This is a genomic window from Maritalea sp. (assembly GCF_051251695.1).
Classification (GTDB): Bacteria; Pseudomonadota; Alphaproteobacteria; order Rhizobiales; family Devosiaceae; genus Maritalea.
Genome location: NZ_JBPOEU010000017.1, coordinates 64,157 through 80,716, shown reverse-complemented (window position 1 = coordinate 80,716; position 16,560 = coordinate 64,157). Strand labels below are relative to the sequence as shown.

The following is a 16,560-nucleotide window of genomic DNA, read 5'->3' as shown; positions in this document are numbered from 1 at the left end:
GGTATTGGCCAATGCTGCCAAAACCTCACCTGTATCGCGAATACCGCGATCAACCGTTTCGACGAGGGAGTTAACGCTGCGCGCCAATTTGACCAATTCATCATCAGCAACATCTTCACCAACCCGCTGAGAGAAATCACCCGCCGCTGCCGCGCCAACAACAATACCCAAGCTCTGCTGAAGTTCGCTCATCATTGCGTTTCGTTCAGCAATTGCTTTTTGGCGAGCGGCTTCTTCAACACCATGCTCTGCGACTTGAACTGCATTCTCACGGAACACCTCAACCGCACGGGCCATATCGCCAAGTTCATCTTCACGCTCAACACCTTCAACAACAACATCAAGCTCATTTGCTGCTAAGGCGTCCATTACGTCGCCTATTTTGGACATCGGGTCGGTGATCGTTTTTGAGAAAAACCAGCCAAATGTGCCGATGATTGCCGCCAACGCCGCGCCAATTCCAGCTAGGGTCAACACCAAGTTATTGATGGAAGCAAGTGCTTCAGCTTTTCCTTGAACAACCACAACGGCCCAGTGCACCCCATGGAATTCGAACGGAGCTGCAGCCATCAGCAAATTCATGTCACGGTAATGGCTTATTTCTCCATGGGTGGGCGAACCTTTAAGCGCCGCGTCAACCGCAACATCTTTAAACTGAGTTGTCAGAATATCGTTTCCTGCAGTAAATTTGGAATTATTCCGTAAGAAATGATCTCCGCCTACAATGATCGATTCGCCTGTTTCTCCCAACCCGGTGGTGCTTGACATCAGGTTGTTAATGGCATCAATCGGCATTTGATAAGCAAGAACACCGATACGTTTCTTGCCGTCAAATATGGGCGTCGCGATAAAGCTGGCAGGCGCGTCCGCGCTTGGTGCGTATGGCTTGAAATCGAGATAAGTTTCTTCGCCCTTATCCAAAGCCAAGGCACCCCGAAACGCGTTTCCAAGATCCGTATCTGCCCATTTTCCGCCGCCCGTTTTAAAGTTGGTGGCATAGTCAAGCTCTTTAAAAACCGAATAGATCAGATCGCCTTGATCGTTGAATAGGAACACATCATAAAAACCCCAACGCTCCAAATGCTCGCGGAAAGTAGGGTGGATTTCACCGTGAAGTTTGTCATACTCGGTGCCGGTTTTCGCTGCATCCAGCAAATGCTTTGAACCCAACGGATTTGGATTTTTGTCAATGTAGGCGGTCTGCAACGCCTTTGTTTTGTCGCCCTCAATCTTACCCCATGCCTCATTTAGAGACTTTAAGCTTGAAACCGTAAAGGGGTTGTGGGCGTTAAGTTCAAGGTCGCTCGCGATATTCTTGAAATAGGTTTCCAACTCATGCGCATGGATGTCCGCGCCCGTTTCCAACTTTTCATATTCTGCGTGTTTGATTGAATTCGATCCGACCAAAACACTCGCAGTTCCTAGTGCCAGTCCCACCGCAACAACACTGCCAACCACCAAAGCCGGAAGTTTCTGCGATATCTGCAACCGCGACAAAAAGCTCATTTATCTACCCCTTTAGATACGTGTAATCCCCACACGTCATTCTTTAGGTACAAGATCGCCAGCCAATTCGAATGAATATTTAAGGATCCGAAATTGGTATGTAGTTTAAAAAATTGGACAATATACATCTTGTACATCTCAAATTTACTGGAAAAGCAGTTAACGCCCCCTTACTAAAAATCAAGAACGCATTGGAAACAAAATTCGAACAATAAAAAACCCGCATACCGAAATATGCGGGTTAAATAATTAATTCTGGCTATATGTGTTAGTTAGGCAAACCCACTACATCAAGCTCAAGCATCAAGTTTTTCCAACCATCAAGGGCTGTTTGTGCTTCTTGCTTTGCTTGATCAGTTGTTGCGCCAGTAAGTGCTTCTTGTGCGCTCACAATAGCGGCATCCAGCTCCGAGCGGTCAAAGTCAGCGCCTGACTTTGCCTGTTCTGCCAAAATGGTCAGACCCGCGTCAGAAACATCGGCGAAGCCGCCTTGCACATAATAGGTCTTTTCAGAACCACCAGTTGTGACGGTCACAAATCCCGCTTTCAGCGTTGTCATCAACGCCGCATGGTCACCCATAACGGTAAAGTAGCCATCAGCACCTGGCACGGTGACAGACGAAGCCTGTTCACTGAGCACCAGGTGTTCTGGTGAAACGATATCGATTTTAATGCCGTCGGCCATTAAACCCTCGTTCCTTTACGCAGCTTCCGCTGCAAGTTTTTGTGCTTTCTTCACGGCGTCATCAATTGTGCCAACCATGTAGAATGCAGCTTCTGGAAGGTGGTCATATTCACCAGCAACCAAGCCTTTAAACGCTTTAACAGTGTCTTCAAGTCCAACAAAGATACCTGAAGTACCTGTAAAGATTTCCGCAACGTGGAATGGCTGAGACATGAAACGCTCGATCTTACGCGCGCGCGCCACAGTCAACTTGTCTTCTTCTGACAATTCGTCCATGCCCAAAATCGCGATAATATCTTGAAGCGATTTATAACGCTGAAGGATTTCTTGAACGTCACGTGCCACTTGATAATGCTCTTCACCCACAACCTGTGGATCAAGCAGACGTGAGTTTGAATCCAGTGGGTCAACCGCAGGGTAAATACCCTTTTCAGAGATCGCACGGTTCAAAACTGTTTGCGCATCCAAGTGTGCAAAGGTCGCAGCAGGAGCTGGATCGGTCAAATCATCAGCTGGCACGTAAACCGCTTGCACAGAGGTAATTGACCCCTTTGAAGTGGTTGTAATACGTTCCTGCATGGCACCCATGTCTGTGGCCAATGTAGGCTGATAACCCACGGCTGAAGGAATACGGCCAAGCAACGCTGACATTTCAGAACCAGCTTGGGTAAAGCGGAAAATGTTATCAACGAAGAACAACACGTCCTGACCATCATCACGGAACTGTTCCGCAACGGTTAGACCTGTTAGGGCCACACGAGCACGCGCGCCTGGAGGCTCGTTCATTTGACCGAACACAAGCGCACATTTAGAACCTTTTGCACCCTTAGGTTGGTTCACGCCAGATTCAATCATTTCCCAGTAAAGGTCATTACCTTCACGAGTACGCTCACCAACGCCCGCAAACACAGAGTAACCACCGTGATTGTTAGCAACGTTGTTGATCAACTCTTGAATAAGAACTGTTTTACCAACACCAGCACCACCGAAGAGGCCAATTTTACCGCCCTTCGCATAAGGCGCCAACAAATCCACAACCTTAATACCGGTTACTAGAATTTCAGCTTCTGGTGATTGCTCAACAAAGTCTGGCGCATCTTGGTGAATGGCGCGTTGTTCTTTAAATTCAATTGGCCCTACTTCGTCAATCGGCTCACCGATCACGTTCATAATCCGGCCAAGTGTACCTTCGCCAACTGGAACCGTAATCGCTGAACCTAGATCGCGAACTTCCTGCCCGCGAACGAGCCCTTCAGAAGTGTCCATAGCAATCGTACGTACCGTGTTTTCACCCAAGTGCTGAGCGACTTCCAATATCATCCGGTTGCCGTTATTTTCTGTCTCGAGTGCGCCAAGAATTGGAGGTAGTTCGCCGTCAAACTCAACGTCTACCACCGCGCCAATGACTTGCGCAATTCGTCCGACCTGTTTCGCTTTTGCAGCCATGGTCTGTCCTCGTTTCTTCTTAGAGCGCTTCCGCGCCTGAGATAATTTCAATCAATTCTTTAGTGATCTGAGCTTGGCGCTGACGGTTGTAGCTAATTTCAAGCTTATTGATCATGTCGCCAGCATTACGGGTAGCATTGTCCATTGCAGACATTTTGGCACCCATCTCGCCGGCAGCGTTTTCAAGTAGCGCATGGAAAATTTGCACTGACACGTTACGTGGCAACAAGTCTTCCAAAATCGCTTCTTCGCTTGGCTCATATTCGTAGTTGGTCGCTTCACCAGTTGCCTGGTCTTCATCAAAAGAAGCTGGAATAAGCTGATGCGCAGTTGGCACCTGGCTAATGACAGACTTAAACTTTGAATAAAACAACGTCGCTACGTCAAACTCACCAGCGTCAAACATTGCCAATACACGATCGCCAATATCTTTAGCGTTCGCATATCCAATTTGTTTCACTTCACGCAAAGTGATCAGATCTTCCATTTGGTCAGCGAACAAACGCTTTAAAACGTCATATCCTTTTTTGCCGACACAAAGAATTTTGACGGTTTTGCCTTGCGCAATCAACTCATTCGCATGATCGCGGGCAAGCCGCGCAATGGATGAGTTGAAGCCGCCGCAAAGACCACGCTCTGCGGATGCGACGATAAGCAATTGTGTCTGATCTTTACCGTTTCCACCAAGAAGCGCAGGCGCACCTTCACGGCCCTTATAGGCCGCGGCCAAACCGGCAAGCACATCATTCATGCGCTCTGCGTATGGCCGGGCACTTTCAGCATTCTCTTGCGCACGGCGCAGCTTTGCAGCTGCAACCATTTGCATTGCCTTGGTGATCTTCTGGGTCGACTTGACCGAAGATATCCGGTTTTTCAGGTCCTTCAATGAGGGCATAGCACCTCAGCTCCTTGTCAAAACCTAAGTTGCTTAACCTGCAAAAGTCTTGGCGTATCCGCCAATCGCTGCATGCAGTTTCTCACGAGTTTCGTCAGAAATCTTTTTCTCTTTCGCAATCGTATCAAGCAAATCTTTGTGTTTACCACGCAACGCGCCAAGCAAGCCTTGCTCGAACTTTTGAACGTCACGAACGCCAACAGCATCGATATAGCCTTCAACACCGGCAAAAATCACAGCAACTTGCTCTTCAGTTTTAAGCGGCGAGAATTGTGGTTGCTTCAGCAGCTCCACCAAACGCGCACCACGGTTCAACATTTTCTGCGTCGCCGCATCAAGGTCAGAACCAAACTGAGCAAACGCTGCCATTTCACGGTACTGGGCCAATTCACCCTTAACCGAACCAGCAACTTGCTTCATCGCTTTAATTTGAGCCGCTGAGCCCACACGAGAAACTGAAAGACCAACGTTAACCGCAGGACGGATACCTTGGAAGAACAAGTCTGTTTCCAAGAAAATCTGACCATCCGTGATCGAAATCACGTTTGTTGGAATATACGCAGACACGTCGTTCGCTTGTGTTTCAATGATCGGCAAAGCGGTCAATGAACCAGAACCGTGATCTTCGTTCAACTTAGCTGAACGCTCAAGAAGGCGTGAGTGAAGATAAAACACGTCACCAGGATATGCTTCACGTCCAGGTGGACGACGAAGAAGAAGTGACATTTGACGATAAGCAACAGCTTGCTTTGAAAGATCGTCATATCCGATCACAGCATGCATGCCATTATCGCGGAAATATTCGCCCATGGTACAACCGGTAAACGGTGCCAAGAACTGCATTGGAGCTGGATCAGAAGCGGTCGCAGCAACAACGATAGAATATTCCATCGCGCCAGCATCTTCGAGCGTCTTCACGAACTGAGCAACAGTTGAACGCTTTTGGCCAACGGCTACATAGATACAGTAAAGTTTCTCGTTCTCGTCCTTACCAGCGTGAGCAGGTTTTTGGTTCAAGAACGTATCAAGAAGAATGGCTGTTTTACCAGTTTGGCGGTCACCAATGATCAATTCACGTTGGCCACGGCCAATCGGGATCATCGCATCAACGGCTTTCAAACCGGTAGACATTGGCTCATGCACAGACTTACGTGGCAAAATGCCCGGTGCCTTAACATCCACAAGCATACGTGTTTTTGACTTAATTGGGCCCTTACCATCGATTGGGTTGCCCAAACCGTCAACAACGCGACCAAGCAATTCTTTGCCAACGGGAACGTCAACAATGGAGCCAGTACGTTTAACGGTGTCGCCTTCTTTAATAGAACGGTCAGAACCAAAGATAACAACGCCTACATTGTCAGCTTCAAGGTTCAACGCCATCCCTTTAATGCCGCCTGGGAACTCAACGAGTTCGCCAGCCTGAACATTGTCAAGGCCGTAAACACGAGCAATACCGTCACCGACGGAGAGAACTTGCCCAACTTCTGAGACTTGCGCCTCTTTCCCAAAATCTTTGATTTGATCTTTGAGAATGGCAGAAATTTCTGCAGCTTTAATATCCATTAGCCGACCTCTTTCATGGCGATCTTCATGGCTGTCAATTTCGTCTTGAGCGAGGAATCGATCATTTGGGAACCAACCTTAACGATCAGTCCGCCAATCAGATCAGCATCCACGTGCTGCTCAAGCGTAACATCCTTACCAATTTTCTCTTTCAGAGCCTTAGCAAGGCTGTCTTGGTGTGCTTTCGAAAGCGGCTGAGCAGAGGTAACCTCGGCATGAACTTCACCCCGATCCTTTGCAGCAAGCGCTTTGAACTGTGAAATCATTTGCGGCAAAGCGAACAAACGTTGGTTCTTTGCCACTAGATTTAAAAAATTTGCTGATATGCCTTTTAATTTGGCTTTCTTGATCATTTCAACAATCACAGCACTTTTTTCATCGCCAGAAATGACGGGGCTTCGCAAAAACCCAGAAAAATCTTCACTGTCATTGATCAATTTCAAAAGGCCATCAAAAGCCTTTTCAACACCCGCAATGTCTTTTGCATCCTGCGCCAAATCAAATAGCGCCGACGCATACGGACGAGCGATTGTCACGAGAACCGAGTTTTGTGCGCTCAAAGCCTCTATACCCCAATCAATTGCAAAAATTCGCCTTACCAATCCCTTGCAAGCAACTGCCCGCAAACCGGCGCGAATTTTCATGGTGTTTGGAGGCTGGCACTAATGCCCTCCTCAGCTATCGCGCACCGTCTACCACAAGCATTTGGGCCGTGCAATAGACCGAAGGCGAAATTTGAGCAGACTCAATTGCTGCAAGTGAATTTTTATGAATTTTACCCACAGATTGGACCAAATCTGTGAAAAACGTCCACACCTCTAATAAAAGCTCATCGGATCGATATCCACCTGAACGCGCAAATTACCCGTCACTTTAGGACCTTCTTTCAGCCAAAACCGCACATAGGCCGATAAATCAAACTGCTTGTCGCTTTGAACCAACAATCGAACCCGATGCCGACCACGCACCATAGCCACCGGCGCGTCTGCCGGGCCAAACAGCTTTAATTTAGCATCGTCCGGCGCTTTGGGGGCCATCACCGCCAATCCCCGCGCATGGTTGAACGCCACATCATGTTCGGTCGCTGAAATGATAAGCGCCGCCAATCGACCAAAAGGCGGCAGGCCAACTGATTCTCTTGCCTTTAGCTCATGCTTGTAAAAAGCTTCCCGATCGCCACGCACCATTGCCTGCATCACCGCGTGTTCAGGCACATAGGTTTGCAAGAAGGCCCGTCCCGCCTTGCCGGTGCGCCCAGCGCGACCTGTAACTTGAGTTAGAATTTGAAATGTCTTTTCCGCAGCGCGTGGGTCGCCATGGGCCAAACCCAAATCCGCATCCAAAACACCCACCAGATTGAGTTTAGGGAAATGATGCCCTTTGGCCACCAATTGCGTGCCGATAATTAAGTCATAATCACCACGGGCAATTTCTTCAAAACGTTCTCTTGCGGCTGCGATGCCGCCCATATCAGACGAAAGTATAACCCGCTTTGCGTCAGGAAAACGCCGCGCCGCTTCTTCAGCGATTCGCTCAATGCCCGGCCCAATTGGAATAAGCGAATCCTCTGCCCCACACTCTTTGCAGGTTTTTGGCTTTTGCACTTCATGCCCACAATGGTGGCAACTCAACACGCCACGGAACCGATGCTCCACTAACCATGCCGAACAGTCCGGGCACTGATATTGATACCCACAATCCCGACAAAGGGTCAGCGGTGCGTAGCCACGTCGATTGAGGAACAGTAGGACTTGTTCTTTCTTGTCCAGCGCCGAAAAAATCTCACGCGCCAACTTTGGTGAAATCCACTCGCCTTTGTCGGGGCCATCTTCTTTCATGTCGATGGCGGTAATGTCAGGCATCTTGGCGTTCGCGAAACGTCCCAGCATAGTCACATGTTTGTACCGGCCTTGTTCTGCATTGTTCCGGCTTTCAACCGAAGGCGTTGCTGAAGATAATATCACCCGCGCTTTCGCCAAATGCGCACGGACTACAGCCATATCACGGGCATGGTAATTCACCCGATCAGCTTGCTTGAAGGCCGTGTCATGTTCTTCGTCAATAACGATCAGACCAATATCTGGGAAAGGCAAAAACAATGCCGACCGCGCGCCAACAACCGCCTGTACCTTACCTTGCGCCACAGCGCGCCACATTCGCGCCCGTTGCACGGGGGTCATATCCGAATGCCATTCACCAGGCCGTGCGCCGAACCGGTCTTCAAACCGTTTCAAGAACGTGTGGGTCAATGCGATTTCGGGCAACAGAATGACCGCCTGTCGCCCAGCAAGCAAACAGTCAGCCACCGCTTCGAAAAACACTTCGGTTTTACCCGATCCGGTAACCCCATCCAAAAGCGAAACGCCGAACTCGTCCGGCTTATGTTCGCGTAACAATGTCAACGCAGCTTGCTGTTCGTCATTGAGTTGCAATGGCCCGTGATCAGGGTTTGGCACTTGAACAATTGGAGGTGGTGGCACAAAGCTTTGTTCCAGTGTGCCAAGCTTCACCAGTCCATCAATAACTGTGGGGCTTACGCCAGTCTCGCCGATCAACGCGCGTTTTTGCCATGCGAATCCATCTTCCATCACATCGATCACCCGCTGGCGGGCATTCGTCATGCGATCTGGTAAATCACCAGTAAATCGATAAACGGCAATTGGCTTATCCTGACCAAATGCTTCAGGAGATCGCAACACACCGCGCAACACCATGCCCGGCTGCGCTAATGTATATTTGGCGATCCAATCCACCAGCTTCATCAACTCGTCAGTAAGCGGCGGCGTATCGAAAGCCAAATCGATATCTTTCAATCGATTATGGGCAACTTGGTCTTTGGGTTCGCCCCAAACCACCCCTGTTACTTTGCGCGGCCCAAGCGGCACTTGAACAACAGAACCGCGAACAACATCCATCCCCTCGGGCACCCGATAAGAATAGGGTCCATCAACAGCAACGCTGACCATCACTGAAACCACATCGGGGGAGATTTGACCCATTCTATACCTATTTAAGAATCGAATTAGACATTGAACCTAAAACGAGGCGGACAAAAAAACGAGGCCGATTTCAATTTTGGTAAGTCTCAATCGCTAAACTGTCCTCATGAACGAGTTTTTGATCAACAAAGATAAAAAAGTCGCCGCCCATATGGCCATGTGGCAGGACGAGCTGTCCTCGCTTCGTCGCCTGAGCGACAAAACGCTTGTTGCGTATGATCGCGATGTTGAACAACTGATGCATTTTTTCACCGCCCATTATGGTGGTCCAGTCACGACCCATGTTCTGAACGATTTAACACCAGCCGATTGGCGCGCCTTTTTGGCTAGTCGTCGACGAAATGGCGCGGGCAACGCCACCATGGCGCGCGGTCTATCGGGGATAAAAAGTTTCTTCGCTTTCTTAGAAAAGGAAGGCCTTGCGTCAGCTGATAGCCTATCCGCCATCAAAGCGCCTAAAAAGAAACAATCCCTACCCAAAGCCCTTACAGCGATCGACGCGAAAAAGCTGATCAGCGACGGCGACCTTTTGGACGAAGAACCTTGGATTGCCGCAAGAGACATCGCGTTGATATCCCTTTGCTACGGCGCCGGTTTGCGGATTTCAGAAGCGCTATCACTAACGGGCCAAGATTTGCTGGACAAAAATTCACTGCGCATTGTCGGCAAAGGCAACAAAACGCGGCTTGTACCAATTTTGCCCGTCATTTACGACGCCATAGAAGACTACCAAAAATCTTGCCCCTACACCCCTGATCCGGCCGATCCAATTTTCAGGGGCGCACGAGGCGGGCCGTTGAGCCCTCGTTTGCTTCAACTCAAAATGCAAAAATTGCGGTCAGCCTTTGGCTTGCCTAATTCTGCCACCCCCCACGCATTGCGGCATAGCTTTGCAACTCACCTGTTGGCGGGCGGTGGCGATCTACGCGCAATTCAAGAATTATTGGGCCACGCCTCTTTGTCCACGACGCAGATTTACACCAAAATTGACAGCGCCCAACTGATGGAAACTTACCTTAAAGCCCATCCCCGCAGCTAACATAAAAGCTGTCATAAATGCGCATCAAGTCGAACTGATTGATGACAATTGAGCATTGGCACAACCATTTCTTTCGATCTAAACTTGAGCTCCCGCCTTCGGCCAATCTGCCAACACGTCCACTGGAGCTTTACCCATGCAAAATGTAAAAGATATGATCGCTCATCTCGTGAGTTTTGATACTGTTTCATCAAAGTCAAACCTACCACTCATTGAAGACGTAAAATCATATCTCGCCGACCTCGGGATCAACAGTCATCTTGTACCGAACGAGGATGGAACCAAAACCAACCTTTACGCGACCATTGGTCCGAACGTCGCAGGCGGTGTTGTTTTGAGCGGGCACACCGACGTTGTGCCGGTTGACGATCAAAATTGGTCAACAGATCCATTTAAGGTGGTTGAAAAAGACGGTCGGCTTTACGGACGCGGCACCTGTGACATGAAGGGTTTTTGCGCAATTGGGTTAGCGCTTGTGCCCGAAATGCTAAAGGCCGACCTCAAGAAACCAATTCACATTGCTTTGTCCTATGACGAAGAAGTGGGCTGTTTGGGCGCACCGTTTATGATCCGTGAAATGGCCAAAAAACTACCCCCGATAGACGCTGTAATTGTTGGCGAACCCACCAATATGCAAGTCGCAGAAATGCATAAGGGCGTGCATTCTTCCACTATTCATATATCTGGTCTAGAAGCGCATTCTAGCCAAACACATTTGGGCGTCAGCGCCACCCGCTATGCGGCAAAAATCATCAATTTCATCAATGACATTCATGATGAATTGCTGGCAAAGCCTTATGATGACCTCCCGCTAGAGCCAAACCATTCAACCATAAACGTTGGCAGGGTCAATGGCGGCATTGCTGACAATATTGTTGCCAAAGACTGCATGCTTACCTTTGATTATCGCGTTTTGCCGCAAGAAGACCATGCCGTTATTATTGACAAAATTGATGCCTATATTGGTGAACTAGAAGCAGAAATGAAAGCGAAGCACGCCGCGTGCTCTATTACCCAAGAAGTTGTTTGGACCCCCGGCTTTGCTGCGCCGAAGGATGATCCTGCCAAATCTCTAGCCATGCGCCTTGCGGGTAAAAATGAAACCATTGCCGTGCCGTACGGCACCGAAGCGGGTCAGTTTCAGAATGACGGCGGGTATTCCACCATCGTTTGCGGCCCCGGCTCCATCGACCAAGCGCACAAGCCTGACGAATTTATCGAATTGTCTCAAGTTGAATTGGGTGTCCAATTCATCCGCGATTTGATCAAACACCAAGCAAGTGTAGGCAAATGAATACCGCATCAACCGCTGGAAACAAGATCGTCTTAGGCTACATTATTGGGGGTCTTGGCTCCTGCTTTTTTTCCACCAAAAGCATTCTCATCAAGCTCGCATTGATTGAAAATGTTGATGCGATTACGACGCTAACTTGGCGCATGATTATCGCCTTACCAATCTTTATCTTAATCGGTTATTCTGGATATCGATATCGCATTTCAAAGGGCGAAGATATTAAACTATCCCCTAAGGCATTCCTTCAGGTCGGTGCAGTCGGCTCCTTAGGCTATTATGTCGCTTCCTATCTGGATTTTGCCGGGCTTAACTACATATCCGCCCAGTTCGACCGGCTGATCATGCTCACCTACCCAATTTTTGTGGTGTTGATCGGCGTCATTTTTTTAGGACGAAAACTCAATGCAAAATTGATTTTAGCGTTGAGCCTTTCGTATTTTGGACTGGTCGTGATCTTCGTTCGAGACCTACAAATTGACGGGCAATCAACGATTACCGGAGCGCTATTGGTGTTGGCGGCGGCCCTCGCATTTGCTGTGTATCAGGTCTTGGCTAAACCACATATTGACCGGATCGGCGCAAGATTATTCACGTCCATCGCAATGTCGGCAGCAGGCGTTTTGGTCATTGGCCATTTTCTGATCGCAAATGATCTTTCCGATTTAATCTTGCCTCAAAAATCCATGATGATCATGTTCGCCATTGCTACTATTTCAACCGTTTTGCCGGCCTATCTTATTTCCACGTCGATCGGCTTAGTAGGACCGGAACCAACAGCGGTGATCGGCAATATTTCAACAATAGTGACCATAGGTCTTGCCGTTTCCGTTTTGGGAGAACCATTCACCCTGTGGCACGCTATTGGCGCTGCGATGGTGCTACTTGGGGTGATCAGTTTCACCCAGATGGACAAACGGGCGAAGGAAGCCGCGGCACGAAAGATGCAAACGCCATCCTAAAGTCACCACAACACAAATTGTGCCATTGAACTGACATTTTTTACCCCCAAATTGGAAAAAACAGATTCGGTTTTAAGGATTTTTACGATGATCAAATCCCTGCTCGGTGCGACATTTTTTGTGTCGACAATGCTATTTGCCCAAACAGCGCAGGCCTCAACCGCTTGTTCTAACGTCAATTTATATCAAGAACTGAGCCAAACCGACCCAGCGAGCTATGCCAAGATCACCGCGCAAGCCAACGATACAAAAAATGGGCGCGGTATCTTTTGGAAAGTTAGCCACAAAGACAGTGATCACGTTTCATGGCTGTTTGGCACCATGCACAAATCCGACCCACGCGTTACGTCATTGCCAAACAATGTTATCACTGCACTTGAAACCGTTGATACATTTGCGGGCGAATTGGACAGCGCACAAACAAGCTACGAAATGGGCTTGATCATCGGTGGCTCGCCAGAATTGATGTTTCAACAAGATGGGCAAAAACTCAGCGATAAATTAAGCCCAGATACCGTGGCCCAAGTCGATCTTATCTTGAATGAGCGCGGCTCGGATTTCGACCAAATCGACCCAATGCAAGCTTGGCTTAGTGCTTCAATGCTGGCGTTTAGCCTTTGCGATGTTGAAATGGGTATGTCCGACATCAATTTTTTGGATGTTGTGATGGAAAACGACGCCCGTAAAGCGGGCAAAACTATTGTTGGGCTTGAAACCGTGCGCGAACAAATCGACGCGATAAGCAATATCGACCCAACTTTCTTTTATAAATCTTTGGATGATGCCGCCCAACAATATCGCGACGGCGTGTTCGATGACATTTTGCAAACCGCCACAGAGCTTTATCTCGATGAAGAAATTGGCGTGATGTTGCCGCTCATGATGCATTATTCTCACAGTCTAAAAATCGATGACGCAGACATGCTCAGCTTTCAAACCCAACTGCTAGATGACCGCAACAAAGGCATGGTCGAAAAATCCGCCGAACTCTTCGAACAAGGACCAACCTTTGTCGCTATCGGCGCCCTACATTTGGTCGGAGAAACCGGGCTTGTAGAGGGCCTGCGTAATAAAGGTTACGCGGTTGAGCGTGTGATGTTGGAAAGGTAATATGGAGCTTGCCGAAGCTCTCAGCGCACTTGCTGGCGTTTAAGCTCTCCAATAGCCTCATGTGTCTCCAAAATCATAACGAACGCACGCCAACCTAGGTAAATCACCGCAAGCGAAAACATCAATTGGCCAAGTTGAAACGCCCAGATGCCAACCATCCACTCCATCGACAATGGCGGCGCTATGATTAGTGGTTCCGCTGTTGGTAAATAGGGATCTTTGGTCGGAAACATGCCTACATACCACCTAAGAACTGAGTTCAGTGCAAAGATGAGGGCAACGATTTTTGCCGCTAAATGCAACAATTTGGATTGGTTGAAAATGGTCATAAAAGAACACTCATACGAATAATTGAAAAGTTAGGCCGGTCCGCTGGAGCAATTTACCAGCGGGTAGAAATATCAATCAATCTGCTCATACTGACAAGTTAAAACTGATCAACCCAACAACTCGGCCACATGCGCCTGCCCACGCACAATCTGCGTTGCAAATGTTGCACTATCAATATTTGCGCCGCAGACAATCATGGCGGTCTTTTTGCCAGCGACTTTTGAGCGCAATGGTCCCAGTGCGGCTGCCAGCGTTGCCCCGGCAGCTGGCTCCACAGCCAGTTTCAACTCTTCCTGATAAAGCGCCATACCTGCACAAATTTGATCGTCCGATATTGTAACGACTTCATCAACAAATGCTTTGTTGAGGGCAAAACTGTAGGGCAGTGAATAGGGCGGCGCTAAACTGTCAGCGATCGTTTCGATCTTTTCCATCGTCACCGGCGCGTCATTTTCGCGGGACGCCGTCATCGATGCAGCGCCTTTCGGCTCGACGCCATAAACTTTGCAATTGGGGTTGATCAATTTCACCGCGCTTGCCACCCCTGAGATCAACCCGCCGCCGCCAATCGACACGATAACAGCGTCCAAATCAGCAACATCACGCATCAATTCAAGCCCAACCCCTGCAGCGCCCAATGTCGTGTTCACCCCTTCAAATGGATGAACGAAAGTGCGCCCCTCCTCTTTTTCAAGGCGTTGAACTTCCGCGAAGGCAGCGGCGATGTCATCGCAAAGGATAACCTCAGCGCCTTCAGCTTTTGAGCGCTCAATCCTCAAAGGGTTAGCAGTTTTGGTCATCACAACTTTGGCCGATATTCCAGCCTTTTTGGCCGCCCAACTGGCCGCAATCGCATGATTACCCGCACTTACCGCCGTAATGCCATTCGTTTTTTGCGCTTCGGTCAAAGAATTGACAACCGACAATGCACCCCGCGCTTTGAACGTGCCTGTATATTGCAAAAGTTCGAGTTTTAAATAGAGGTCTGCACCCAAGCGGCTGCTCAATATACTGGATGCTGCGCGCGTGGTGGGCGTACGCAAAACGTCACCTGAAAGTAACGCGTGTCGCGCTTCAATCTCATCCAATGTTGGCAAATCAACCATTCAAAAACTCCCACAAAAAAGTGCCGGAGAAATTCCCCGGCACACGCATTAAATCATCAAATGAGCCAATTCTCAAATTCATTTGGCTCAGTTACATATGGCAAAGCTCTGTTACATATGAATTGTGCCATCTCCACAGCCCATCGCCGCTTCACGAACAGCTTCTGACATTGTTGGGTGTGCATGGCATGTTCGGGCCAAATCTTCAGCCGAACCGCCAAACTCCATCAAAACAGCCAACTCATGGATCAACTCGCCGGACCCTTTGCCGATAATATGAGCCCCAAGAACACGGTCTGTGTTTTTGTCTGCGATAATTTTCACAAAACCATCGGTGGCAAGCATCGCTTTGGCCCGGCCATTTGCCGTAAAGTTGAACTTACCAACTTTATATTCAATGCCTGCGTCTTTCACTTCTTCTTCGGTTTGACCGACAGAAGCAACTTCTGGATTTGTGTAAACAACACCCGGGATCACACCATAATTAACGTGACCAGCTTGTCCCGCCAAAATTTCAGCAATGGCAACGCCTTCGTCTTCCGCTTTGTGGGCCAACATCGGGCCAACAATCACGTCGCCAATCGCATAAATACCATCAACGTTTGATTTATAGTGCGCATCCGTTTTCACCCGACCTCGTTGGTCCAGTTCAACACCAACCTCTTCAAGGCCAAGACCTTGCGTATATGGCGTACGACCAATCGCGACAAGAATGACATCTGCCTCAATTTCTTCGCTGTCACCACCCGCAGCAGGCTCAACAGTTGCCTTAAGCACATCACCAGATTTATCAACACTGGTGACCTTGGTGCCAAGTTTGAACTTGAAGCCCTGCTTCTTCAACGTACGCTGGAAGTTTTTGGCAATTTCGCCATCCATGCCCGGCAAAATCCGATCAAGGAATTCAACGACAGTGACTTCTGCGCCCAATCGCGCCCAAACAGAACCCAATTCAAGCCCGATTACCCCGGCGCCAACGACCAACATCTTCTTGGGAACTTCTTTTAGCTCCAACGCACCAGTTGAAGAAACAACACGTTGTTCGTCAATTTCAATGCCCGGAAGGTTCGCTGAATCTGAACCCGTTGCGATCACGATATTCGTGGTCTCAATAACTTGGTCAGATCCATCCTCAGCCGTCACTTTTACCTTGCCCGGTGCTTCGATTTTGCCCAAGCCGTGAAACGCTGTAATCTTGTTTTTCTTCAACAAGTATTCAATGCCCGTTGTGTTGGACGTGACCGTGTCGTCTTTATGCTTAAGCATGTTGCCCAGATCCAATTTTGGATCGACATCAATGCCCAGTTTAGCAAATGTATGGCTGGCTTCTTCAAAAAGCTCCGAGGCATGCAACAAGGCTTTTGACGGGATACAGCCAATATTTAAACACGTACCGCCATGGGTTGCACGTTTTTCAACAACCGCAACTTTCAAGCCCAATTGAGCCGCGCGAATAGCGCCCACATAACCGCCTGGGCCAGTTCCGATAAAGGTGAGATCAAATTTGTCCGACATAATAGCCTCTTAAGAAGATAAACCTGTTTAAATTGGCGAGTTGTTTCGCTCTATTCTAATTTACGAAGTGATAGAATTGGCGCGCAAACCCATCAGGTCGCGCGCCCAAT

At 48.8% G+C, this 16,560-nt stretch carries 14 protein-coding genes; 4 read left to right on the top strand and 10 right to left on the bottom strand.

The window, feature by feature from the left end; genetic code table 11:
• The 7 genes from ACSHWX_RS11890 to ACSHWX_RS11860 form a co-directional block, all read right to left on the bottom strand.
• A partial coding sequence (locus ACSHWX_RS11890) for a HAMP domain-containing protein (RefSeq protein WP_435668444.1) occupies window positions 1–1,506 on the bottom strand: 1,506 nt, incomplete at its 3' end.
• Between the two features lie 268 nt (window positions 1,507–1,774).
• Window positions 1,775–2,191: a F0F1 ATP synthase subunit epsilon gene (locus ACSHWX_RS11885; RefSeq protein WP_435668443.1), complete on the bottom strand. Its 417-nt coding sequence runs from the start codon at window positions 2,189–2,191 to the stop codon at window positions 1,775–1,777.
• A 15-nt stretch (window positions 2,192–2,206) separates the two neighbouring features.
• Window positions 2,207–3,637, bottom strand: a complete 1,431-nt coding sequence (gene atpD / locus ACSHWX_RS11880) for a F0F1 ATP synthase subunit beta (protein ID WP_435668442.1) — start codon at window positions 3,635–3,637, stop codon at window positions 2,207–2,209.
• A 19-nt stretch (window positions 3,638–3,656) separates the two neighbouring features.
• The gene (locus ACSHWX_RS11875) at window positions 3,657–4,532 is read right to left on the bottom strand and encodes a F0F1 ATP synthase subunit gamma (RefSeq protein ID WP_435668441.1); all 876 of its coding nucleotides are present in this window, start codon (window positions 4,530–4,532) and stop codon (window positions 3,657–3,659) included.
• 33 nt (window positions 4,533–4,565) lie between these two features.
• Complete coding sequence (gene atpA / locus ACSHWX_RS11870) at window positions 4,566–6,098, bottom strand: F0F1 ATP synthase subunit alpha (RefSeq protein ID WP_435668440.1); 1,533 nt, start codon at window positions 6,096–6,098, stop codon at window positions 4,566–4,568.
• Entirely contained in the window at window positions 6,098–6,658 is a 561-nt protein-coding gene (locus ACSHWX_RS11865; protein ID WP_435668439.1) for a F0F1 ATP synthase subunit delta, read from the bottom strand. Before ACSHWX_RS11865 ends, atpA begins: the two co-directional genes overlap by 1 nt.
• Before the next feature lie 258 nt (window positions 6,659–6,916).
• Window positions 6,917–9,097: a primosomal protein N' gene (locus ACSHWX_RS11860; RefSeq protein WP_435668438.1), complete on the bottom strand. Its 2,181-nt coding sequence runs from the start codon at window positions 9,095–9,097 to the stop codon at window positions 6,917–6,919.
• A 106-nt stretch (window positions 9,098–9,203) separates the two neighbouring features.
• On the opposite strand from ACSHWX_RS11860, the gene ACSHWX_RS11855 reads away from it, so the two are divergent.
• From ACSHWX_RS11855 to ACSHWX_RS11840, 4 genes are all read left to right on the top strand, one after another.
• The gene (locus ACSHWX_RS11855) at window positions 9,204–10,136 is read left to right on the top strand and encodes a tyrosine recombinase XerC (protein ID WP_435668437.1); all 933 of its coding nucleotides are present in this window, start codon (window positions 9,204–9,206) and stop codon (window positions 10,134–10,136) included.
• A 136-nt stretch (window positions 10,137–10,272) separates the two neighbouring features.
• Window positions 10,273–11,430 carry an acetylornithine deacetylase gene (gene argE / locus ACSHWX_RS11850; RefSeq protein ID WP_435668436.1) on the top strand — a complete coding sequence of 386 codons (1,158 nt, stop codon included), beginning with the start codon at window positions 10,273–10,275 and terminating at the stop codon, window positions 11,428–11,430.
• Window positions 11,427–12,389 carry a DMT family transporter gene (locus ACSHWX_RS11845; protein WP_435668435.1) on the top strand — a complete coding sequence of 321 codons (963 nt, stop codon included), beginning with the start codon at window positions 11,427–11,429 and terminating at the stop codon, window positions 12,387–12,389. Before argE ends, ACSHWX_RS11845 begins: the two co-directional genes overlap by 4 nt.
• 87 nt (window positions 12,390–12,476) lie before the next feature.
• Window positions 12,477–13,499, top strand: a complete 1,023-nt coding sequence (locus ACSHWX_RS11840; RefSeq protein ID WP_435668434.1) for a TraB/GumN family protein — start codon at window positions 12,477–12,479, stop codon at window positions 13,497–13,499.
• Between the two features lie 20 nt (window positions 13,500–13,519).
• On the opposite strand, the gene ACSHWX_RS11835 is transcribed toward ACSHWX_RS11840, so the two are convergent.
• The 3 genes from ACSHWX_RS11835 to lpdA all read right to left on the bottom strand — a co-directional run bounded on the left by ACSHWX_RS11835 (window position 13,520) and on the right by lpdA (window position 16,450).
• Window positions 13,520–13,828: a hypothetical protein gene (locus tag ACSHWX_RS11835; protein WP_435668433.1), complete on the bottom strand. Its 309-nt coding sequence runs from the start codon at window positions 13,826–13,828 to the stop codon at window positions 13,520–13,522.
• Window positions 13,829–13,936: 108 nt separating this feature from the next.
• Window positions 13,937–14,935 carry a threonine/serine dehydratase gene (locus ACSHWX_RS11830; RefSeq protein ID WP_435668432.1) on the bottom strand — a complete coding sequence of 333 codons (999 nt, stop codon included), beginning with the start codon at window positions 14,933–14,935 and terminating at the stop codon, window positions 13,937–13,939.
• A 111-nt stretch (window positions 14,936–15,046) separates the two neighbouring features.
• Window positions 15,047–16,450 carry a dihydrolipoyl dehydrogenase gene (gene lpdA, locus ACSHWX_RS11825; RefSeq protein ID WP_435668431.1) on the bottom strand — a complete coding sequence of 468 codons (1,404 nt, stop codon included), beginning with the start codon at window positions 16,448–16,450 and terminating at the stop codon, window positions 15,047–15,049.
• Between the last annotated feature and the right edge of the window lie 110 nt (window positions 16,451–16,560).